Below are 21996 nucleotides of genomic sequence, written 5' to 3'. Positions count from 1 at the left end.
ATGGACCCAGGAGCGACCATGAGCGCTGTGACCCCCGCTGGAGGACCTACCACGGCGGGCCGCTCCTGGCCGGCCGTACTGGAGGGACTGCTCACCGGGCGCGACCAGAGCGCCGAGGACACCGCCTGGGCCATGGACCGCATCCTGCGCGGCGAGGCCACCGACGCCCAGATCGCCGGTTTCGCGGTGGCGCTGCGGGCCAAGGGCGAGACCGTCGAGGAGATCTCCGGGCTCGTACGCACCATGTACCAGCACGCCCGCACCATCGAGGTGCCCGGCCCCAGCGTCGACATCGTCGGCACCGGCGGCGACGGCGCCAAGACCGTCAACATCTCCACGATGTCCGCGATCGTCGTGGCCGGCACCGGGGCCAAGGTCGTCAAGCACGGCAACCGTGCCGCCTCCTCGGCCTCCGGCGCCTCGGACGTACTGGAAAAGCTCGGCGTCAATCTGGAGCTGACGCCGGCGCGGGTCGCCGAGGTCGCCGAGGAAGCCGGGATCACGTTCTGCTTCGCCGTGAAGTTCCACCCGGCCCTGCGCCATGTCGCGGCGGCCCGCAAGGAACTCGGCATCCGGACCACCTTCAACTTCCTCGGGCCCCTCACCAACCCGGCCCGGGTCAAGGCGCAGGCCACCGGTGTCGCCGACGAGCGGATGGCGCCGATCATGGCCGGGGTGCTCGCCGAGCGCGGTTCCAGCGCGCTGATCTTCCGTGGCGACGACGGCCTGGACGAGCTGACGACGACGGCCACGTCACGCGTATGGGTGGTGCGGGACGGGGCGGTGCGCGAGGAGGCGTTCGACCCGAGAGACGTCGGCATCGAGCTCGTGCCGGTGGAAGCGCTGCGCGGCGCCGACGCGTCGTACAACGCGGATGTGGCCCGCAGGCTGCTCTCCGGGGAGGCCGGGCCGGTACGGGACGCGGTGCTGCTCAACTCGGCCGCGGCGCTGGTCGCGCTCGCCCCGACGGACGCGCCGCTGGCGGAGCAGATCAGGGCGGGGATGGCGAAGGCCGCCGAGTCGATCGACTCGGGGGCGGCCCGTGCGGCGCTGGAGCGCTGGGTGGCGGCGAGCAACGCCTGAGGAAACGCGGAGTGCTGTGCGCGTAGGGGCGCGGTCCAGATTCTGGACCGCGCCTTGCGCGTTTCCTCTCGTATGGCAAGATGCTCCCCAAGGTCATGAGTGACAGCGATTACGGCCCCGGCTCGCTGTCCGGCAACCCTCCGTCCGTGGCGGGGTGCCCCGGGTGAAGACCAGGCCGTAGGCAGCAAGGTCTACGGCAAGCGCGGGCCCCTGGACATCGTTCGATGTCACAGCCCCTGGGGTCCTGGTCCTCAAGGGAGCAGTCTCGTGAGCAAGCGAATGCGATAGGGCTTCACAAGCCCCTTCTTCAGCACACCCTCCATGCGGCGACTCGGCCGTGTGTTGAGGCAACCCCCGTATGCGGCACGGCCGTTGATCTGCCGCGCGGGTTCCTGAAGCCGTTCACCATTCCTGCCGGGAGATACCGCCATGTCCGCGTACCCGAACGCCGCCACTTCCACGACCTCCTCCTCTTGCTCCGCCGACGCCGGTGACCCCTGCTGCGCCGCGCCGCTGCCCGTCCTCGGCCGCGATGTCACCGTGCCGCTCGTGACGGGTGGCGAGGTCACCTACGCCGCGCTCGACTACGCCGCCAGCGCCCCGGCCCTCCAGCGGGTGTGGGACGACGTCGCCGCGTACGCCCCCTACTACGGCAGCGTGCACCGGGGCGCCGGGTACCTCTCGCAGCTCTCCACCGACCTGTTCGAGAACAGCCGTGTCACGGTCGCGGAGTTCCTCGGCTGCCGCCCGGGCGACCAGGTCGTCTTCACCCGGTCGACGACCGACTCCCTGAACCTGCTGGCCGCCGCCCTCCCGGCCGACTGCCAGGTCTTCGTCTTCGAGACCGAGCACCATGCCTCCCTCCTGCCGTGGCAGGACGCGCGGGTGACCTACCTCAACGCCCCCCGCACGCCCGGCCAGGCGGTGGAGACGCTGGAGCGGGCGCTGGCCGACCGTGACCCGTACGGCCCCGCGCTGGTCTGTGTCACCGGAGCGTCCAACGTCACCGGTGAACTGTGGCCGGTACGGGAACTGGCCGCCGCCGCGCACGCGCACGGCGCCCGGATCGTCCTCGACGCGGCGCAGCTCGCGCCTCACCACCCCGTCGACATCGCCGAGTTGGACGTCGACTGGGTCGCCTTCTCCGGGCACAAGCTGTACGCGCCGTTCGGCTCGGGAGTCCTCGCGGGCCGTGCGGACTGGCTGCAGAGCGCCGAGCCGTACCTCGCGGGCGGTGGCGCGTCGCGCAAGGTGGCGCGGCGGACGGACGGGGGCGTCGACGTCGAGTGGCACACGACCGCGGCCCGGCACGAGGCCGGTTCGCCGAACGTCATCGGGGTGTACTCCCTCGCCTCCGCCTGCAGGGCGCTGACCGAGGCCGGCTTCGACGGGCTCGTGGCGCGCGAACAGCACCTGATCGCGAAGGTCCGCGAGGGGCTCGCCGAGGTCCCGGAGGTCAGGGTCCTCTCGCTCTTCGGCGACGACGCGCCGCGCGTGGGCGTCATCTCGTTCGTCGTCGAGGGGTGGAACAGCTCGCACTTCGCCGCCGCGCTCTCGGCGGAGTACGGAATCGGCGTCCGCGACGGCCTCTTCTGCGCCCACCCGCTGGTCCGGACGCTGCTGGGCAGCGACCCGCAGGACATCGGCGAGTGCGGGGCGCCGGAAGCGGAGCCGGGCGGTGCCCCGGCGCTGAACGCGATCCGCGTGAGCTTCGGGGCGGGCACGCCGAACGAGCACGTGGAGCGGTTCGTGGGCGCGGTCAAGGAGCTGGTGCGGGAGGGCGCGAAGTGGAACTACCGCACGGAGGACGGCCGTTGCGTCCCTGCCCGCGGCTGAACCCCACGGAGCCGGGTCCCCCGTCCGAGTGAACGGCCGCGGCGGCGGGGGCGTACGCGGAGGTGCGGGTCTCCCGGTGGGTGCTTCCCGCCGTCGGCGTCCGCACCCGGTGTACGGCGGGTCGGCCTGCCGCCCGCCCGGTGCCTCCCGTCCGCCCCGCCCGTGCGGGAGGCGTGGGCAGGGTGCGGGCCTTCCCGCGGGGGTGCCGCGCCGTCGGCGTCCGGCCCCCGTGGATCTGTCCGCACGATGCGCGGGGGAGCGGGCGGCATGACGCCGTCCGGTGCTCCCACCTGCAGCGCCCGCGCGGGGGCCCGGACCGCAGGGTGTGGGACCCGCCCCATCCGGTCCGCCGCCCGCCCGAGGGCTACGCGTCGAGGCCGAGCGCGAACGCCGCTTCCAGGTCGTGCTGCGAGTACGTGCGGAACGCGACATGCGTGTCCGTCGCCTCGACGCCCGGGATTTTGCTGATCATGCCCGGGATGACGTCCGCCAGATCGTCGTGCTTGGCCACCCGCACCATGGCGATCAGGTCGTACGTGCCGGTGACGGAGAACACCTCGCTGACGCTGTCCAGCGCGGCGATGGACTCGGCGATCTCGGGGATCCGGTCCACGCTGGTCTTGATGAGCACGATCGCGGTGATCACGGCTGGCTTTCTCCCTCGGTCGCCGCGGCTTGGGCCTTCACTCTAGCCCCACCCCGGAGCCGTCCCCAGGCGTAGAGGAAGCCCAGCCCGAAGCCCACCAGATGCGCCAGATAGGCCACACCCGGCCCCGTCCCGGCGCTGCGGGCGGCCAGCCACTGGAGGACGAACCAGAAGACCAGCACGATCCATGCGGGAAAGCGCAGCGGCAGGAAGAAGAGGAACGGGAAGAGGCTCGTCACCCGGGCCTTCGGGAAGAGGCGCAGGAAGGCGCCGAGGATGCCCGAGATCGCGCCGGACGCCCCGACGAGGGTCTGCTCGGACGAGGCGTGGGCCACCGCGTACGCCAGGAGCGCGAGATAGCCGCAGCCCAGGCAGAAGAGCGCGAACCGCGCCGCACCCATCCGTTCCTCGGCCATCGCTCCGAAGACATGGAGGAAGAGCATGTTGCCGAGGAGGTGCAGCCAGTTGCCATGGACGAAGAGAGCGGTGAGGGGAGTCAGAAGCGCCCTCGGGTCGCCGCCCAGCAGCTCCGCCGGCACCACGCCCCACCGCCGGAAGTAGTCGTCCTGAGCCGCCAGCAGCGCGTCGCCGGTGCCGTACCCCGGATTGAGTCCGGACGCCGGGCTCACCAGGAAGATCAGACAGCAGGCGCCGATGAGGCCGTAGGTGACGGTGGGCCCGTCCACCACGCTCCGGGCCAGGCGTCGCCAGTCGATTCCCCGATGATCGATCATGAACAGATCATGGCGTAACCGGACCGAGCCGGACAGAGTGCCTCGCCGCGCCAACGGGTACCCTCCCCCAACCTCCGCTCCGCGTGAGCAGGGGGGACCCCCATGCCCGTAGGGTTACGGGCAGTACATCCGCAGTTCGACGGCGCACCGCGGCTCCCGCACCTGGTACGAGCGCACCATGAAAGAGGACGGACCGATGACGACGGTTCCACAGCCGACCGCCGAGACCCGCTGGCGCTGCACGCTCTGCGGCAATCTGACCCGCTTCGACGTGACCCGCTCGTCGAAGGTCGTCGAGTACGTCCATCTGGACCTGGCCGGTGAGCCGACAGTGGAGGAGCGCGAGGTGGTCAGTGAGACCATCGAGTCGGTCCGTTGCCGCTGGTGCAACGCGGTGGACCAGATCGAACTGGTGGACAGGCCGGGCTCCGCCTCCTGAGGGGATTCCTGCGGGAATCCGGGGAAGCGGCCCGGTAGGACGAGGACGGGTAGTGGGGTGACGGATCGTGGAGCAGCCGGAAAGCGGTGGTGAGCCGGCCGGCCGGGCCGACGACGCCGCCGAGGCGCTCGACCGCCCGCTGCCGGAAGGCGTACGGCGGCGGGTCGTCGCGCTGGTCTCGGACGCCTTCGGCGGTCTGACCGTCGCCGAACTGCCGCCGCCGCTGCGCCAGTACGCCCGTTTCACCCCGACTCGCCGGGCCAAGTTCGCGGGAAACGCGATGGCGGCCGCGCTGGAGAGTGACCCGCTGTTCCGCCAGCGGATCGGCGAGCGGCTCAAGGAGGCGCAGCCGGAGCTGACGGGGGCCGTCGAGGCCGGTTCCCCGCCCGCGGCCGCCGACCCCGTCGATGTGGCCGCGACCGCCTATGTGCTGCGTCCGGCCGGCTGGGTCAAGCTGGTCGCCGCGGCGGGCGAGGAGGCCCTGCGGGCGGACGCCGAGCGCGCCGACGAGGCGGGCCGGCGGGAGCTGGAGCGGCTGCGCCAGGAGCTCGCCGAGGCCCGGACGCAGACCCGCAGCGAGACCGAGCAGTTGCGTACGGAGCTGGAGGCGGCGCGCAAGGAGGCCGAATCGCTTCAGCGCAAGCTGCGCAGCGCTGTGAGCGACGTGAAGCGGGGAGAGGCCGCCCTGCGCCGCACCCACGCCGACATCGACGCCATCAAGGCGGAGGCCGCGTCGCACGTGTCCGCCGCGGAGAGCGAGACGCGCCGCCTCAAGGCCCGCCTGGGCGAGGTCGAGGCCGCTCTGGAAACCAGCCGCCGGGCCGCCCGTGAGGGGCGCTCGGTCGAGGAGATGCGCCTGCGACTGCTCCTGGACACCGTCCTGGACGCGGCCCAGGGGCTGCGCCGGGAGCTGGCCCTGCCGCCCGTCTCCGTCCATCCCGCCGACACGGTCGACGCCGTCGAACCGGGCCGGATGTCGCCCAAGGACATCGCCGCGCGCGCCCTGTCCGAGACGGACCCCGCCCTGCTCGACCAGCTGCTGGCGCTGCCCCAGGCGCATCTGGTCGTGGACGGCTACAACGTCACCAAGACCGGCTATCCGACGATGCCCCTGGAGAAGCAGCGGCTGCGGCTGCTCGGTGGTCTCTCGGCGCTGGCGGCCCGCTCGGGCGCCGAGGTCACCTGTGTCTTCGACGGGGCCGAACTGGCCGCTCCCGTCCTGCTCGCGCCGCCGCGCGGGGTGCGGGTGCTGTTCTCCAAGCCGGGTGTGACGGCGGACGAGCTGATCCGCCAGCTGGTACGGGCGGAGCCGCCGGGCCGGCCCGTGGTGGTCGTCTCCACCGACCGTGAGGTCGCCGACGGTGTGGCCAAGGCCGGAGCCCGGCCTGTCGCGTCCGCCTTGTTGCTGAAGCGGCTTTCGCGCGCATCCTGACATTCGTAACTCGTGGGCCTAATGCCCGAATTGAGGAAACGTAACGTCAAGTGCTCATTACTACGCGTGTGATGTGCGGAAATAATGTGTCGCCTGAGCAAGATTTTTCGCATGAGGATTTGAACTGATCACAAGATGGTCACTAGGGTCAGGGCTCAAACCTTCGCGCGGTTGATCATCCATCCGGGATGGCAGTGAAGGAACCGCCTAATTCGTGCAGTTCGGCCCGATTACGGGGGGTGCCGGACACCTTGCGCGGAGCCGGGGCATCGACCCCAACGGCCCGGTAGGCGGCTGAGGAAGAAGGAGCTCGCCTTCGTGGCGTCCCACCGTCGTCCCAAGCAGCCGAGCCGCACCCGTGTGACCGTGCTCGGCGTGACCGCCGCCGCGGCTGTCGCCCTGACCGCCCAGACCGGAGCTCAGGCCGCCCCCAAGCCGAGCAAGGACGAGGTCAAGTCCAAGGTCGACAAGCTCAACCACGAGGCGGAAGAGGCCACGGAGCAGTACAACCTGGCCGACGAACGACGCGAGAAGCTGCAGAAGGAAGTCAGCGCGCTCCAGGACAAGGTCGCCCGCGGCCAGGCCGAGCTCAACACCATGCGCGACAGCATCGGTTCGGTGGCCAGCGCGCAGTACCGCTCCGGCGGCATCGACCCGGCGATCCAGCTCTTCCTCTCCTCCGACCCGGACACCTACCTCGACAAGGCGTCCGCGATCGACCAGCTCGGTGCCAAGCAGACCGAGGTGCTCCAGTCCATCCAGGCCAAGCAGCGGACGCTCGCCCAGCAGCGCGCCGAGGCGACCGCCAAGCTCGCCGACCTCGAGGACGTCCGCAAGACGCTCGGCGAGAAGAAGAAGGCCTTCCAGGGCAAGCTCGCCGAGGCCCAGAAGCTCCTCAACACCCTGACCGCCGCCGAGCGCGCGAAGATGCGCGACGCCGAGCAGCGCGCCAGCCGCGACGCCGGCGACCGGATCGAACTCGGCAACGAGGTCCCGGCCTCGCAGCGCGGCGGCGCCGCGCTCTCGGCCGCCGCCACCCAGATCGGCAAGCCGTACGTCTCCGGCGCCGAGGGCCCCAACTCGTACGACTGCTCGGGTCTTACGCAGTGGGCGTACCGCCAGGCCGGGGTGGGGATCTCCCGGACCACCTACACCCAGCAGAACGACGGCGTGAAGATAGGCCGCAGCCAGCTCAAGCCCGGCGACCTGGTCTTCTTCAACAGCCTGTCGCACGTGGCTCTCTACGCGGGCAACAACACGATCCTGCACGCGCCCCACCCGGGCGCTTCGGTGCGCTACGAGAAGATGGACTACATGGGTACGTTCCAGTTCGGCGTACGCATCTGACCCGTCCGGCCCGTTCCGACACCTGCGGACCCGACGCCCAATCGGGCGAATTACCGCACCCTTCGCTGACGTGACGCCCCGCTGGTGACCTGTGGTCTCCGGCGGGGCGTCACTGTGCGTGCCCGCGACCCTCGTTGGTGAGGCCCTGGTCAACGGCTACTGTCTGCGGCGCACCAGCCTGTACTGCTGAAGGGAGCGCGGTCAGTGGCGTCCCATCGTCGGCCCTCGCCGACATCGGGTCTTTCCCGGAGCGCGAAGGTCACCGTTCTGTCCGCCGCCGCGGCCACGGCCGCCGCGGCCCTCGGCGCCGTACCGGCGACCGCGGACCCCCGCGACACGGCCGAGGCCACCAAGGCCGGTGTCGACCGGCTCTTCGAGGAGGCCGAGAAGGCCACCGAGAACTTCAACAAGGCCGACGAGCGCGCCGACATGCTGCGCGAGCGGGTCGCCCAGGCGCAGGACGGCCTGGCGCGCGGACAGGAGCGGATCAACCGGATGCGGGGCGCGCTCGGTTCGCTCGCGGGCGCGCAGTACCGCTCGGGCGGCATCGACCCGGCGCTCGCGCTGCTGCTCTCCTCCGAGCCGGACGACTACCTCGAGCGCGCCTCGGTCCTCGACCGGATCACCGCCCGGCAGGCAGGCGCGCTGCAGGAACTCCGCGCGGAGCAGCGGCGCCTGGGCCAGCAGCGGACCGAGGCCGGGCGTACCCTCGCCGAGCTGGAGCGCAGCCGCGCCGAAGTCGCCCGCCACAAGCGGACCGTCGAGGGCAAGCTCGCCGAGGCGCGGCGGCTGCTCGACGCGTTGCCCACCCCCGAGCGCGAGGCCTTCGACCGGGCGTCCCGGTCCGGGCGGGACGGCTTCCTGCCCCCGCTCTCCGACTCGCCCGCGGCATCGGCCCGGGGCGCCGCCGCCGTGATGGCCGCGCGGCAGGCCCTCGGCAAGCCCTATGTGTGGGGCGCCACCGGCCCGTCCGGCTTCGACTGTTCCGGCCTGATGGTGTGGTCCTACCGGCAAGCGGGGGTCGGTCTGCCCCGGACCTCGCAGGCCCAGCGGTACGCGGGGCGGCAGGTGCCGCTGTCGGAGGCGCGGCCGGGTGACCTGGTGACGTACCGCAACGACGCCAGCCACGTGGGCATGTACGCGGGTAACGGACAGGTGATCCACGCGCCCTATCCCGGCGCGGCCGTGCGGTACGACCCCGTGGGGATGATGCCGGGCGCCACGGTGACCCGCGTCTGACCGTACGATCGGAGGCGTGGCAGGCCAGGGGCGTGGAGTGGTGCGGCGGTGCGCGGGCGTGTGCCTGTCGCTCCTCCTCGTCGGCGTGGCCGGCTGCGCGGCTCCCTCGGTGCCGCAGGACACCGGCACCCGCGAGATCCAGGCACTGCTGGACCGGCGCGCGGCCGCCGTCCTCTCTCACGATCCGGACCGCTATCTGGCCGCCCTCGACCCGGCGGCGCCGGCCCTGCGGGCGTCCGGCGCGAAGGAGCTGTCGAACCTCGCGGACGTGCCGCTGAGTTCGTGGTCGTACCGGCTCACCGAGGTGGAGCGGACCGGTGACCGCGTCACCGCCCGGGCCGAACTGAGTTACCGCATCAAGGGCTACGACACCGGTCCGGTGACGGTCGGGCGCGTCCTCGGCCTGGCCCGGCGGGACGGCCGCTGGTACGTGACCGCCGACCGGCCGGGCGAGAACTCCCCGCAGCAGCTCTGGCAGCAGGGGGACATCGAGGTCGTACGGGGACGGCACAGCCTGGTCCTCGGCGTCGGCCAGAGCGCCGAACGGCTGCGCGGGATCGCGGCGGTGGCGGACGAGGCGGTCCCCGCGGTGTCGGCGGGCTGGCCGCGGACGTGGGCGGGACGCGTGGTCGTGCTGGTGCCGGCCTCGCTCGAGGCGATGGGCGGCTTGCTGGGGGCGCCGGCGGCCGGGTATCGCGGCATCGCCGCGGTCACGACCGGGGAGACCGGCGGGGCGCCGGACGCGCCCGCGGACCGGGTGATCGTCAACCCCGAGGCGTACGCGGTCCTCGGGGGCTTCGGACAGCGTGTGGTGCTCACCCACGAGACGGTCCATGTGGCCACCCGCGCCTCCACCTCCGGCGCGACCCCCATGTGGCTCTCGGAGGGGTTCGCGGACTGGGTCGCCTACCGGGGCAGTGGGCGCAGCGCGGTCCAGACCGCCCCCGAGCTGCGGGCGGCGGTCCAGTCGGGCGAGACCCCGGCGGCGCTGCCCACGGACAAGGACTTCGCCTTCGGCGGTGACGCGGACGCCCTGGCCCGCGCGTACGAGAGCGGCTGGATGGCGTGCGAGCTGATCGCCGAGCAGTGGGGCGAGGCGCGACTGACGGCGTTCTACCGGGAGGTGGGAACGCACCGAAGCCGCGCGGGGGCGGTGGAGAAGGCGCTGCACACCGTCCTGTCGACGACACCGGAGGCGTTCACGGCGAGGTGGCGGGAGTATCTGCGGGACCGACTGGGCTGAGGGGCCTCGGCGACTCCTCGGCCTCGCGGAACCCCCAGTCGGGGCCCCGGCCAGGGCTTGCGGAGCCGCTCCGGCCCGGTGCGCGGGAACCGGCCCGGTGCGCGGAATCGTCCCGCTCGCGCCCCGCCCCGCTCACGCCTCCAGGGACGCGATCGCCTCCGTCAGCCACTTCTTCTCCGCCGTGCCCGTCGCGCGGGCGATGCGGAGCATGCCCTGGCGGAACAGGTCCCCTTCGTCCTCGGCGCGGACCGGCGCGCCGTCGCGGTAGAAGAAGCTCGCCGGGGTGTGCAGGAACTCCTGACGGCGGCGCAGGACGGCCGCCTGCTCCACCCGGTCCGGCAGGTGGCCGAGGAAGGCCAGCAGGGTGAAGAAGCGCTGGCCGTCGGTGATCTCGGCGTCCTTGGGGGCGCGCAGCCGGTTCAGCAGCTCCTCACGGCCCGCGTCCGTGAGGGAGAGCGTGCGGCGGGGGGCCGCCCCCCGGCCCGCCTCGGTGTGCTGGGTCAGCAGACCGGCCTTCACGAGACGGGTGATCGCGGGGTAGAGCGCCCCGTCGCTCACGGGGCGCACATGGCCGCTCAGCCCGTGGATGCGCTCCTTCAACTCGTAGCCGTGCAGCGGGCCTTCGTAGAGGAAGCCCAGGATCGTCAGCTCCAGCAAGCGTCTCTCCTTGTCTCGACCGTCGCCGCCATGCTACCTCTTTTAGAGATATCTCGAATCGAGGTAATGGGGGATCGTGGTGTCTCACCGCAAACGGCTCGTCTCGCTCGCTTTTCCGGTCTACTTCGAGCTGCTCGCCGGCGTCGCCGCCGGCGTCATCAACATGGTCTGGGTCGCCCGCCTCGGCGGGGCCGCCCTCGCCTCCGTCGCCGTCGCGACCAATGGGGAGAACCTGCTGCTCGGCGTGATCCTCATGGCCGGGTCAGGCACCACCGTGCTCGTCGCCCGCGCCCGGGGCGCCGCGAGCCCAGGAGCCGTACGGGCCGCCGTTCGCGGTGGCTGGGCACTCTGCGCGCTCGTCGTGCCGCCCGTCGCGATCGGGGGCCTCCTCCTGCGAGAACCCCTCGCCCGTCTGGTCCTCGGAGGCGCCGACCCGACCGCCGTGGGCCTCGCCGCCGACTACTTCGCGGTGTCACTGCCCGGCATGGCGGTCTTCTTCGCCACGAACGTCCTCGACGGCATCCTCAAGGGCGCGGGCGACACCCGCAGCCCGATGCGTCTCGCCTTCCTCGCCAACGGCCTGATCCTGGTGCTCGACCCGCTGCTGATCCACCAGTACGGAGTCCAGGGCGCCGCCGTCGCCACGGTGACCGGCCGCTGTGCCGCGCTTGCGGCCGGACTGGTCGTCCTGCGCCGCAACCCACTGCTGCGCGCCGCCACCCAGGCGCCGCCCACCGAGAGCACACCCGCGGCCCTGCGCCGTACGGCCGTCACCGGACTGCCCATGTCCGTCGACTTCGTCGCCCGGATGGCGGGGGCGCTCGCCCTGGTCGCGGTCGTCGCGCGGCTCGGCACCACCACGGTCGCCGCCTACGGCGTCGCCACCAAGGCCATGTACGTGGCCACCATGGCCTTCTACTCCGTCCGCCAGGCCGCCGCGATCCACACCGCCCATCTGCTGGGCTCGGGCCGCGACGAGCGGCGCGCCGTCGGCCGCGAGGCCCTGCGCGTCTCGGGCACCCTGGGCGTGGTGGCCGCGGGGCTGCTGTTGACCGGCGCCCCCTGGGTGATGCGCGCCTTCGGCGCCGGGCCCGACGTGGCCGCGGCGGGCACCGTTTTCCTGCGCTGCCTCGGCCCCTACCTCGTCCTGCTCGCCTGCTTCATCGGCCTCGCCGGTGTCTTCGAGGGCACCGGCGGCAGCGCGGTGCCGGCCAGGATCACCATCGCCGGGGTCCTCGTCCAACTCCCGCTCGCGTACGCCCTGTCGGGCCTCGGTCTGCCCGGGATCTGCCTCGCGACGGGTCTGGCCATGGCGGCGCAGTGCGCGGCGCTCGGGGTGCTGTACCGGCGCACCGGTCGTCAGGAGCCGAGCAGGCTCCTGTCGCGGGTCGGCTGAGCCGGCACCCGCTCCTCCAGGCGGGTCCGCGGCTCGGCGACGGTCTGCTGCCACAGCACCCGGCAGGCCGCCAGCGAGGCGGCGACGAGGAGTCCGTTGCGCAGCAGCAGCAGCGCCAGACCCAGCGGGTCGCTGTCCACCACATGAGAGAACCAGACCGGGAACTCGAACTGGGTCACCGCGGTCGCGGCCACCACCAGATGCGCCGGCCGCCGCATCCTGCTCGACCGGTGGATCAGGCACACGGCGGCCAGGCCGACGAGCCAGATCATGTACTGGGGGCTGATCACCCGGCTGGTGGTGGTGAACAGCAGCACGGCCACGAACGCCGCGTCGCACACCGTCGTCGGCCCGAACGCCCGCGCCCTGACCCGCCACAGCAGCAGCCAGCCGAAGGCGCCCACGGTCAGCGCCAGCGCGGCCGTGCTGACCAGCGGGACGTACGGCCCGAGGAACTCGACCGAGCCGTAGTTGAGCAGCACCCGCCCCTCCCAGCCGAGATGGCGCGCCACGTGGAAGACCAGCGAGCCGAGCGACTCCACCTCGGTGCCCCGGTCGCGCTGGAAGGTCAGGAACGCCAGCGCGCCCGGCATGGCCGCGGTGCACAGCAGCAGCAGTCCGGCAGCCGTGCCCGCCGCCGTGGACCAGGAGCGGAAGGTCGCGCGGCCGCGCGGGGTGCCCGCGAGCAGGAGCACCGGCCAGACCTTCAGCATCGCGCCCACGCCGGTGAGAAAGCCCAGCACGCGCGGGCTGCGCCCCGCGGCGAGCAGCGCCGCCACGGCGAGCGCGGTGACCATCAGGTCGTACCGGGCGTACGAGGTCGGTCCGAGCAGCGGGACGCCCACGATCCAGATCCAGGCGCCCCGCATCGACCGGCCGGGACGTTTCGCCGTGTACATCAGCAGCGCGAAGACGAGCACGTCGCAGAGGAAGGCCAGGACGAAGAACGCGGAGGCGTAGTCGAGGAACGGCAGCAGGGCGGGCGAGAGCACGGCGGCCGCGGCGGCCGGCGGGTACTGCCAGGTGACGTCGTCCAACGGATAGGTGCCGGTCTTGAGTACCTCGTACCAGCCCTGGTAGATCACCGAGATGTCGCTGGTCACATCCGGGCCCGGCACGACGAGGACCTTGAAGACGCACAGGAGCAGGATGGCCCTGGTGAGGGCCCACACCAACAGCGGTCTTATGCCCGTTGCGCCGGTCATGCCTACCTCGTCCTCTTCATCCGTGGTCCCGGGTGTCGCGACGTCGGGCGGGTTGTGCCCGGGCCATCGCGTGGGGTCGTTCGGTACTGTCGGCGGTGCGATGCACAAGACCTTGATCGTAACCAACGACTTCCCGCCGCGTCCCGGTGGCATCCAGGCTTTTCTGCACAACATGGCGCTGCGCCTGGACCCCGAGCAGCTCGTCGTCTACGCCTCCACGTGGAAGCACAGCCGTGAGGGTATCGAGGCGACCGCGGCCTTCGACGCCGAACAGCCGTTCACGGTGGTCAGGGACCGGACGACGATGCTGCTGCCGACCCCCCGGGTGACCCGGCGCGCTGCCGCGCTCCTGCGCGAGCACGGCTGTGAATCCGTCTGGTTCGGCGCGGCGGCGCCGCTCGGCCTGATGGCGCCCGCCCTGCGCAGGGCAGGCGCACGGCGGCTGGTGGCCACCACCCACGGCCACGAGGCCGGATGGGCCCAGCTGCCCGCGTCCCGGCAGCTGCTGCGGCGGATCGGCGAGGGCACGGACACGCTCACCTACCTCGGCGAGTACACGCGCTCGCGGATCGCCGCCGCGCTCACCCCCGAGGCGGCCGCCCGCATGGTGCAGCTGCCGCCGGGCGTCGACGAGAAGACCTTCCACCCGGCCTCGGGCGGCGACCTCGTCCGCGAACGGCTCGGCCTCGCGGAGCGTCCCGTCGTCGTCTGCGTCTCCCGCCTGGTGCCGCGAAAGGGCCAGGACACCTTGATCCGCGCGATGCCCGCGATCCTGCGGCGGGTGCCGGACGCGGTGCTGCTGATCGTCGGGGGCGGACCGTACGAGAAGGACCTGCGCACCCTCGCCCGGACTACCGGCGTGGCCGCGTCCGTGCGCTTCACCGGCGCGGTCCCCTGGGAGGAACTGCCCGCGCACTACGGCGCCGGTGACGTCTTCGCCATGCCCTGCCGCACCCGTCGCGGCGGTCTGGACGTCGAGGGGCTCGGCATCGTCTACCTGGAGGCCTCGGCGACCGGACTCCCGGTGGTTGCCGGCGACTCCGGGGGCGCCCCCGACGCCGTACTGGACGGAGAGACCGGCTGGGTCGTGAGCGGCGGCTCGCCCGAGGAGTCGGCGGACCGCGTGGCCACCCTGCTCCTCGACCCGGAGCTGCGGCGGCGCATGGGGGAGCGGGGCCGGGAGTGGGTCGAGGAGAAGTGGCGCTGGGACCTCCTGGCGGAGCGCCTGAAGGCGCTGCTCTGACACCGACCGGCCCGACGCGGATCGCCTGGACCGATCGCCCGGCATGGACCGCCTCGACGCCGATCGTCCCCGAGGCCGGTTGCCTGGACGCCGATTGGCTCGGCACCGATCTCCCCGCCGCGGATCGGCCCGGCGCCGTGTGCCGGGCCGCCGGTTACGGGGACGCAGGTTGCCTGGAACGACCGGGGGGCCGGGGCAGCCGCCCCGGCCCCCCGGGCCGGCCATGCGCCCGGCCGCGGCCCCGAGGGCCGGCCGAGGTCCGCGCCTACGCGCGGTAGAGGCCCTCGATCTCGTCGGCGAAGTCCTTCGCCACCACATTCCGCTTCAGCTTCAGAGACGGCGTGATGTGACCGGCCTCCTCGGTGAACTGGGAGGTCAGGACGCGGAACTTGCGCACCGACTCCGCCTTGGAGACGGCCGCGTTGCCGTCGTCCACGGCCCGCTGGATCTCCGCCAGCAGATCGTCGTCGTCACGCAGCGACGCCGCCGTCGAACCGGACGGCTTGCCGTGCTCCGCCGCCCACCGGCCGAGGAACTCCTCGTCCAGCGTGACCAGCGCGCCGACGAACGGGCGGCCGTCGCCCACGACCATGCACTCCGCGACCAGCGCGTGCCCGCGGATACGGTCCTCGATCACCGCGGGAGCGACGTTCTTGCCGCCCGCGGTCACCAGGATCTCCTTCTTCCGGCCCGTGATGGCGAGGTATCCGTCCTCGTCCAGCGTGCCGATGTCACCCGTGTGGAACCAGCCGTCGGCCAGCGCCTCGGCGGTCGCCGCCTCGTTCTTCCAGTAGCCACTGAAGATGTGCTCGCCGTGCAGCAGCACCTCGCCGTCGTCCGCGATGCGCACGACCGAGCCGGGCAGCGGCTGGCCGACCGTACCGATCTTCTGGCGGTCCCACGGGTTGAAGGCGGTCGCGGCGCACGACTCGGTCAGGCCGTAGCCCTCGAGCACGGTGAAGCCGATGCCGCGGAAGAAGTGCCCCAGCCGCTCGCCGAGCGGCGCCCCGCCCGAGATCGCGAACTCGCCGCGACCACCGAGGACCGCCCGCAGCTTGCTGTAGACCAGCTTGTCGAAGACCTTGTGCTTGAGCTTCAGGCCCAGCGGCGCGCCCTGCGGCGTACCGATGGCGCGGCTGTACGCGATGGCCGTGTTCGCGGCCTTGTCGAAGATCTTGCCCTTGCCGTCGGCCTGCGCCTTGGCCCGCGCCGAGTTGTAGACCTTCTCGAACACGCGCGGCACACCGAGGATCAGCGTCGGCCGGAAGGAGGCCAGCTCGTCGGTGAGGTTCTTGATGTCCGGGACGCAGCCGAGCTTGATCGGCGCCATCACGGAAGCGATCTCGACCAGCCGGCCGAAGACGTGCGCGGCGGGAAGGAAGAGCAGGACCGAACACTCGCCCGTACGGAAGAGAGGCTTGAGGCGCTCGACGACGTTGCCGCACTCGGCGAAGAACGCCCGGTGCGTCAGGACACAGCCCTTCGGGCGGCCAGTGGTGCCCGAGGTGTAGACGATGGTCGCGATGTCGTCCGCGTGGGCCGCCGACATCCGCTCGTCGAGCAGCTCGTCGGAGATGTCGGCGCCGGTCGCGGTGAGCTGGGCCACCGCGTCGTCCTCGATCTGCCAGACGCCCTTCAGCTCCGGCAGGTTCGCCTGCACCGAGGCCACGGCCTCCTGGTGCGCGGGGGACTCGACGAGGGCGAGCGAGGCGCCCGAGTCCCCGAGGATCCACTGGATCTGCTCGGCCGAGCTGGTCTCGTACACCGGCACGGTCACCGCGCCGGCGCTCCAGATCGCGAAGTCCAGCAGCACCCACTCGTAACGGGTGCGGGACAGCAGGGCGACCCGGTCACCGGGCTCGATGCCGGCGGCGATCAGCCCCTTGGCAGCGCCGCGGACCTCGGCGAGGAACTGCTTGGCGGTGACGTCCGTCCAGACGCCGGCCACCTTGCGTCCCATCACGGCGACATCTGGGTGCTGAGTGGCATTGCGGCGGATCAGATCCGTCAGGTTGCCGTCCGTGGGGACCTCGTACAGGGCCGGAAGGCTGAACTCGCGCAAGACTGCTGCTCCTCATCGGGCTCCGGCGCCACGGCTCCGTGTGATGCACCGGCTGCGGTCCAAGATCGGGCAGGTGCTCGGTGGGGGTGAGCACGACTGGACTGCCCGGACGTTACCCACCAGTACTCGGTTCCCGATAGGGGGTCCTGGCCAGATGTTCTGTGCGTCACACGTCCGTCACAGCGGTGTGGCGGTACTTCGCGCACAGTAGTCCACACATGTGACCACTCGAAAGTAACCGCAGGTCCGGCCCCCTGGAGACGTTCTAAGGTGAACCCCATGCCAGGCATGAGGGTCAATGTGATCAGTGATGTGCACGGGAACACCAAGGATCTCGCGCGCGCCGGGGACGGCGCCGACGCCCTGATCTGCCTCGGTGACCTGGTGCTCTTCCTCGACTACGCCGACCACTCGCGCGGCATCTTCCCGGACCTCTTCGGGGTCGAGAACGCCCACCTGATCGTCGAACTGCGCACCGCCCGGCGCTTCGACGAGGCCCGTGAGCTGGGGAGACGGCTCTGGTCCGAGCTGGAGGTCGACCGCGAGACCGCGATCGAGTCGGCGGTGCGCGCGCAGTACGCGGAGATGTTCGCCGCCTTCCCCACACCCACGTACGCCACCTACGGCAACGTCGACATCCCAGGACTCTGGCCGCAGTACGCGGCCCCCGGCACCACCGTCCTCGACGGGGAGCGGATCGAGCTGGGCGGCCGGGTCTTCGGTTTCGTCGGCGGCGGCCTGCGCACGCCGATGCGCACGCCGTACGAGATCTCCGACGAGGAGTACGCGGCGAAGGTCGAGGCGCTCGGTGAGGTCGACGTGCTCTGCTCCCACATCCCGCCGGACGTGCCGGAGCTGACCTACGACACGGTGCCGCGCCGCTTCGAGCGCGGCAGCCGCGCCCTGCTCGACGCGATCCGCAGGACCCGGCCGCGGTACGCCCTGTTCGGCCACGTCCACCAGCCGCTGGCCCGCCGGATGCGGATCGGCGCGACGGAGTGCGTGAACGTCGGGCACTTCGCGGCGACGGGCAGGCCGTGGACCCTGGAGTGGTGACCCCGGCCTCGTGGCCCCGGAGTGGTGAGGGGGGCGCGACAGCCACGCGATAGCCTTCACGCGGCACACAGGTGCCCCGCAGACCCCCGCCTGACCGCACAGTGGAGGAGCCACAGCGATGGCCGAACACACCAGCTCGAGCATCACCATCGAGGCGGCGCCGGCCGACGTCATGGGGGTGATCGCCGACTTCGCCCGTTACCCGGAGTGGACCGGCGAGGTGAAGGAGGCGGAGGTGCTCGCGACCGACGACGCGGGCCGCGCGGAGAAGGTACGACTGCTGCTCGACGCGGGCGCGATCAAGGACGACCACACCCTGGCCTACACCTGGTCCGGCGAGAACGAGGTCAGCTGGACGCTGGTGAAGTCCCAGATGCTGCGGGCCCTGGACGGCTCGTACCGACTGGCTCCGACGGGCGGCGGCGACCGCACCGAGGTGACCTACCAGCTCACGGTCGACGTCAAGATCCCGATGCTGGGCATGATCAAGCGCAAGGCGGAGAAGGTCATCATCGACCGGGCGCTGGCGGGCCTGAAGAAGCGCGTGGAGTCCCACCCGGGCGTGTAAGGGGCTGGGGACAGCCGGTCGTCGAAGGGCGCCCGGCCGGGCGGCCGGGGCGTCGCGGCGGCCGGTACCGTTGACCGTCATGCGGATCATCCTTGTCACCGGAGCCGGCGGCGCCGGGCGGACCACCATCGCCGCGGCCACCGCGCTCGCCGGGGCCGGCCGGGGCGAGCGCGTCCTGCTGGTCTCGGGTGAGGCCGACCGGGTGCTCGGCGCGTCCGTCGGGACCCGGCCCGAGCCGGTGGCCGACGGGCTCTGGGCCGTCCGCGTCGACTCCGGCGCCGACTTCCGCCGCGAGCTGCTCAGCCTGCAGGAACGCGCGGGCGCCGCCCTCGACCTGCTCGGGGCGACCCCACTGGAGTCCGCCGAGCTGACCGAACTCCCCGGCAGCGAACCGTTCGCCCTGCTGCGCGCCCTGCGCGACGCCGCGCACGGCGACTGGGACACCGTCGTCGTCGACATGCCCCCCGTGCGCCAGGCCCTCGCCGTACTCGCCCTGCCCGAGCAGCTCCGCCGCTACCTGCGCCGACTCCTGCCGCCCGAGCGTCAGGCCGCCCGCGCCCTGCGCCCGATGCTCGCCCAGCTCGCCGGCGTCCCCATGCCCGCCCAGTGGCTCTACGCGACCGCGGCCCGACTGGAGGACGAGCTGGCCGAGGTGCAGACGGTCGTGGACGCGCCGACCACTTCCGTGCGGATGGTCCTGGAACCGGGGCCCGCCGCCGACGAGGCCCTGCGCGCCGCCCGCCTCGGCTGCGCCCTGCACGGCCTCGCGCTGGACCAGGTCGTCGCCAACCGGCTGCTGCCCGCCGAGACCCCCGACCCCTGGCTCGCCGGACTCGTCGCCCAGCAGCGAAAGCACCTCACCGAGCTGCGCGCGGAGCCGGGCGCGGTACGGGACGTACTCCACCTCGGGTGCGATCCGCGCGGCCTCGACGACCTGACCAGGCTGGACGCGGCCCCGGACGCGCCGCCCGTCACCCCGCCCCGGTGGACGGTCGAGGACCGCCGCGGCGAGGACGGCGTCCTCGTCTGGTGCCTTCCGCTGCCCGGAGCCGTCAAGAGCGAGCTCGGTCTTGTCCGCCGGGGGGATGAACTCCTGCTGCGCGCCGGACCGTTCCGGCGGAACGTCCCACTGCCGTCCGCCCTGCGCCGCTGCACCGTGTCCGGCGCCGGCCTCGCCGACGGGACCCTGCGGATCCGTTTCACGCCGGACCCCGGACTGTGGCCTCGGACGGACTGAACGCCGTACCACCGTTCGGGTAACGTCGAAGGTAGTCGAAGAAAAAAAAGAGCCCTCCGTCCCGCCGCAGGAGAACCCCATGAGCGATGCCACCGAGCGTCCCGCCGCCGACTCGGACGCCTGGGCGAAGGCCTGCGCCGAGGACCTGGAGGCGGAGAAGACGCGCCGCCGCACGGAGTACGGGCACCAGCCCGGCTCACCGGCCGAGGAATTCCGCAAGCTGTTCGACGCCGTCGCCGACAAGGTCTCGTCGATGAAGTCGCCGCTGCTCGGGATGGCCGCGCAGGGAACCGTGCAGCAGCTCGTGAACCAGGCGAAGGCCGCCGTCGAGCCGGTCATCGAGCGCAACCCGGAGGTCTTCGACCACCTCGCCGCCGCGGGCGGCGAACTGCTCGCCGCGTACCGCTCCGCCGTCGAGGGGCACGAGCGCCGCTGGACGCGGAACGAGACCTGGGGAGGTGGGGCGAAGAGGGACGAACCCACGACCAAGGACGACGAAGGCCCCGGTCCGGGCGAGCACATCGACTTGGACTGACAGGAGCCACCGCACCCCTCGGGTACGGTTGGCCTCAGCGGGGCTCGACCGAAAACTGAGGGACACATGGGACTCACCATCGGCGTCGACATCGGCGGCACGAAGATCGCGGCCGGCGTGGTCGACGAAGAGGGCAAGATCCTCGACACCCACACGGTGCCCACCCCGTCGACCGCCGAAGGCATCGTCGACGCGATCTGCGCGGCCGTCTCCGAGGCCGGCAAGGGCTACCAGATCGAGGCCGTCGGCATCGGCGCGGCGGGCTATGTCGACGACAAGCGCGCCACCGTGCTCTTCGCCCCGAACATCCACTGGCGGCACGAGCCGCTGAAGGACAAGGTCGAGCAGCGGGTCGGTCTGCCGGTCGTCGTGGAGAACGACGCCAACGCGGCGGCCTGGGGCGAATACCGGTTCGGCGCCGGCCAGGGCCACGAAGACGTCATCTGCATCACGCTCGGCACGGGCCTCGGCGGCGGCATCATCATCGGCAACAAGCTGCGCCGGGGACGCTTCGGCGTCGCCGCCGAGTTCGGGCACATCCGGGTCGTCCCGGACGGTCTGCTGTGCGGCTGCGGCAGCCAGGGCTGCTGGGAGCAGTACGCCTCCGGGCGCGCGCTCGTCCGGTACGCGAAGCAGCGCGCCAACGCGACCCCGGAGAACGCGCGGATCCTGCTGAGTCTGGGCGACGGCACCCCCGAGGGCATCGAGGGCAAGCACGTCTCCGCGGCCGCCCGCCAGGGCTGCCCGGTCGCCGTGGACTCCTTCCGGGAACTGGCCCGCTGGGCCGGCGCGGGCCTGGCCGATCTGGCCTCGCTCTTCGACCCGTCGGCGTTCATCGTGGGCGGCGGTGTGTCGGACGAGGGCGAGCTGGTGCTCGAACCGATCCGGAAGTCGTTCCGCCGCTGGCTGATCGGCGGCCAGTGGCGCCCCCACGCGCAGGTCCTCGCGGCCCAACTGGGCAACAAGGCGGGCCTGGTGGGCGCGGCGGACCTGGCACGCCAGGGCTGACCTTCGGGCGCCTGCCGCGCCCTCGGGGGCGGCAGGCGCGCGGCGACGGTCGGGTGGGGGTGGTGGCCGCGCGCCGCGCCCCTGGCCGCCCCGGTCCACCAGTCCATGAGGGGCCGGCCTCCAGACACCCGGGCGCCTCGGGGTTTCCCGCACTCCCGGGCGTGGGCCGTTCCCGCCCCCTGCCCCGCCCGCGCGCTCCCGCCGCGCCCCCGTGTCGCCCCCTCCCCGTCCCCCCGCTCCCGTATCTTGCTGCGCATGGCGATCACCGCGTTGCCCAACTCCCGCACCGAACCGGACGGTTCGGTCGTGGTCCGGGTGCTCAGCTACAACGTCCGGTCGATGCGGGACGACGAGGACGCGCTGGCCAGGGTCATTCACGCCTGCGCGCCGGATCTCGTGTTCATTCAGGAAGCGCCCCGCTTCTTCCGCTGGCGCAAGCACGCCGCCCGGCTCGCCGCGAAGAGTGAGCTCGTCGTGCTGAGCGGGGGCGCCACCGCCGCCGGGCCGTTGTTGCTCTGTTCGCTGCGGGCGACCGTGGAGCGGACCGAGGACGTACTGCTGCCGATCACCCAGGGTCTGCACCGGCGTGGCTTCGCCACCGCCGTCGTACGGATCGCCGGCGCCCGGATCGGGTTGCTCAGCTGCCATCTGAGCCTTCAGACCGAAGAGCGTCACGCCCAGGCCGGCATGCTCCTCGACCGGCTCGCCGCCATGGACGTCCCGCACGCCATCGTCGCGGGCGACATCAACGAGCGCCCCGACGGACGCGGCTTCAAGCGGCTGGCGTCCGAGCTGCAGGACTGCTGGGCCGTTCGCCCCTGGGGCGCGGAGTACACCTCGACCCCCGCCGACCCGCACCAGCGCATTGACGCGATCTTCGCCACGCCGGGCGTCGAGGTCCTCGGCTGCGGAGTGCCGCTCGGGCTGCCGGGCGTACGCGACGACGATCTCAGGGCGGCCACGGACCATCTTCCGGTCCTGGCCGCCCTGAGGGTGCCCGCCGTCTGACCGGAGCACCGGCCGATCACCG

20 protein-coding genes and 1 riboswitch are annotated in these 21996 nt (G+C 72.3%); of the genes, 15 read left to right on the top strand and 5 right to left on the bottom strand.

The window, feature by feature from the left end:
• The first annotated feature begins 18 nt into the window (after positions 1–18).
• Together trpD and ACZ7J0_RS05550 are read left to right on the top strand one after the other, a co-directional pair.
• Positions 19–1083, top strand: coding sequence for an anthranilate phosphoribosyltransferase (gene trpD / locus ACZ7J0_RS05555; protein ID WP_470884307.1), 1065 nt, complete (start codon positions 19–21; stop codon positions 1081–1083).
• A 91-nt stretch (positions 1084–1174) separates the two neighbouring features.
• Positions 1175–1292, top strand: a riboswitch (SAM riboswitch).
• A gap of 220 nt (positions 1293–1512) precedes the next feature.
• Positions 1513–2919 carry an aminotransferase class V-fold PLP-dependent enzyme gene (locus tag ACZ7J0_RS05550; RefSeq protein ID WP_470884305.1) on the top strand — a complete coding sequence of 469 codons (1407 nt, stop codon included), beginning with the start codon at positions 1513–1515 and terminating at the stop codon, positions 2917–2919.
• Between the two features lie 364 nt (positions 2920–3283).
• Here ACZ7J0_RS05550 and ACZ7J0_RS05545 read toward each other — a convergent pair whose 3' ends face one another.
• Both ACZ7J0_RS05545 and ACZ7J0_RS05540 read right to left on the bottom strand, forming a co-directional pair.
• The gene (locus tag ACZ7J0_RS05545) at positions 3284–3565 is read right to left on the bottom strand and encodes an Lrp/AsnC family transcriptional regulator (RefSeq protein ID WP_470884303.1); all 282 of its coding nucleotides are present in this window, start codon (positions 3563–3565) and stop codon (positions 3284–3286) included.
• The gene (locus tag ACZ7J0_RS05540; protein ID WP_470884301.1) at positions 3562–4299 is read right to left on the bottom strand and encodes a rhomboid family intramembrane serine protease; all 738 of its coding nucleotides are present in this window, start codon (positions 4297–4299) and stop codon (positions 3562–3564) included. The genes ACZ7J0_RS05545 and ACZ7J0_RS05540 overlap by 4 nt, the downstream gene beginning before the upstream one ends.
• 196 nt (positions 4300–4495) lie before the next feature.
• Here ACZ7J0_RS05540 and ACZ7J0_RS05535 point away from each other — a divergent pair, with 196 nt between their 5' ends.
• The 5 genes from ACZ7J0_RS05535 (at position 4496) to ACZ7J0_RS05515 (ending at position 9999) form a co-directional block, all read left to right on the top strand.
• Positions 4496–4738 (top strand): hypothetical protein, encoded by a 243-nt coding sequence (locus ACZ7J0_RS05535; RefSeq protein WP_468705051.1) that lies wholly within the window; start codon positions 4496–4498, stop codon positions 4736–4738.
• Positions 4739–4805: 67 nt separating this feature from the next.
• Positions 4806–6170 (top strand): NYN domain-containing protein, encoded by a 1365-nt coding sequence (locus tag ACZ7J0_RS05530; RefSeq protein ID WP_470884299.1) that lies wholly within the window; start codon positions 4806–4808, stop codon positions 6168–6170.
• Between the two features lie 318 nt (positions 6171–6488).
• Positions 6489–7517: a C40 family peptidase gene (locus ACZ7J0_RS05525; RefSeq protein ID WP_470884297.1), complete on the top strand. Its 1029-nt coding sequence runs from the start codon at positions 6489–6491 to the stop codon at positions 7515–7517.
• Positions 7518–7721: 204 nt separating this feature from the next.
• On the top strand, positions 7722–8756 hold the full coding sequence (locus ACZ7J0_RS05520) for a C40 family peptidase (protein ID WP_470884295.1): 1035 nt from the start codon (positions 7722–7724) through the stop codon (positions 8754–8756).
• Between the two features lie 16 nt (positions 8757–8772).
• Positions 8773–9999 carry a hypothetical protein gene (locus ACZ7J0_RS05515; RefSeq protein WP_470884294.1) on the top strand — a complete coding sequence of 409 codons (1227 nt, stop codon included), beginning with the start codon at positions 8773–8775 and terminating at the stop codon, positions 9997–9999.
• Between the two features lie 132 nt (positions 10000–10131).
• Here ACZ7J0_RS05515 and ACZ7J0_RS05510 read toward each other — a convergent pair whose 3' ends face one another.
• Positions 10132–10656 (bottom strand): PadR family transcriptional regulator, encoded by a 525-nt coding sequence (locus ACZ7J0_RS05510; protein WP_470884292.1) that lies wholly within the window; start codon positions 10654–10656, stop codon positions 10132–10134.
• A gap of 76 nt (positions 10657–10732) precedes the next feature.
• Between ACZ7J0_RS05510 and ACZ7J0_RS05505 the strand changes: the two genes are divergently transcribed.
• Positions 10733–12052, top strand: coding sequence for an MATE family efflux transporter (locus ACZ7J0_RS05505; RefSeq protein ID WP_470884290.1), 1320 nt, complete (start codon positions 10733–10735; stop codon positions 12050–12052).
• Here ACZ7J0_RS05505 and ACZ7J0_RS05500 read toward each other — a convergent pair.
• Positions 12016–13257, bottom strand: a complete 1242-nt coding sequence (locus ACZ7J0_RS05500; RefSeq protein ID WP_470884288.1) for a glycosyltransferase 87 family protein — start codon at positions 13255–13257, stop codon at positions 12016–12018. The two genes, ACZ7J0_RS05505 and ACZ7J0_RS05500, sit on opposite strands and share 37 nt — an antisense overlap.
• Positions 13258–13357: 100 nt before the next feature.
• Between ACZ7J0_RS05500 and ACZ7J0_RS05495 the strand changes: the two genes are divergently transcribed.
• Positions 13358–14500, top strand: coding sequence for a glycosyltransferase family 4 protein (locus ACZ7J0_RS05495; RefSeq protein WP_470884286.1), 1143 nt, complete (start codon positions 13358–13360; stop codon positions 14498–14500).
• 265 nt (positions 14501–14765) lie between these two features.
• Here the strand turns inward: ACZ7J0_RS05495 and ACZ7J0_RS05490 are convergent, their stop codons facing one another.
• Positions 14766–16562 (bottom strand): AMP-dependent synthetase/ligase, encoded by a 1797-nt coding sequence (locus ACZ7J0_RS05490; RefSeq protein WP_470884284.1) that lies wholly within the window; start codon positions 16560–16562, stop codon positions 14766–14768.
• A 300-nt stretch (positions 16563–16862) separates the two neighbouring features.
• Here ACZ7J0_RS05490 and ACZ7J0_RS05485 point away from each other — a divergent pair, with 300 nt between their 5' ends.
• The 6 genes from ACZ7J0_RS05485 to ACZ7J0_RS05460 all read left to right on the top strand — a co-directional run bounded on the left by ACZ7J0_RS05485 (position 16863) and on the right by ACZ7J0_RS05460 (position 21974).
• The gene (locus ACZ7J0_RS05485; protein ID WP_468706209.1) at positions 16863–17618 is read left to right on the top strand and encodes a metallophosphoesterase family protein; all 756 of its coding nucleotides are present in this window, start codon (positions 16863–16865) and stop codon (positions 17616–17618) included.
• A gap of 118 nt (positions 17619–17736) precedes the next feature.
• Complete coding sequence (locus ACZ7J0_RS05480) at positions 17737–18186, top strand: SRPBCC family protein (protein ID WP_470884282.1); 450 nt, start codon at positions 17737–17739, stop codon at positions 18184–18186.
• A 79-nt stretch (positions 18187–18265) separates the two neighbouring features.
• Positions 18266–19423 (top strand): ArsA family ATPase, encoded by a 1158-nt coding sequence (locus ACZ7J0_RS05475; protein WP_470884281.1) that lies wholly within the window; start codon positions 18266–18268, stop codon positions 19421–19423.
• 79 nt (positions 19424–19502) lie between these two features.
• Entirely contained in the window at positions 19503–19958 is a 456-nt protein-coding gene (locus ACZ7J0_RS05470; protein ID WP_470884279.1) for a DUF5304 domain-containing protein, read from the top strand.
• A 66-nt stretch (positions 19959–20024) separates the two neighbouring features.
• A complete protein-coding gene (locus ACZ7J0_RS05465; protein WP_470884277.1) occupies positions 20025–20966 on the top strand; it encodes an ROK family glucokinase in 942 nt (313 codons plus the stop codon).
• 255 nt (positions 20967–21221) lie between these two features.
• Positions 21222–21974 (top strand): endonuclease/exonuclease/phosphatase family protein, encoded by a 753-nt coding sequence (locus ACZ7J0_RS05460; protein WP_470884275.1) that lies wholly within the window; start codon positions 21222–21224, stop codon positions 21972–21974.
• Positions 21975–21996: the final 22 nt, after the last annotated feature.

Source organism: Streptomyces sp. NPDC038280 (assembly GCF_055600045.1).
This window is presented reverse-complemented; position numbering and strand designations above follow the sequence as displayed.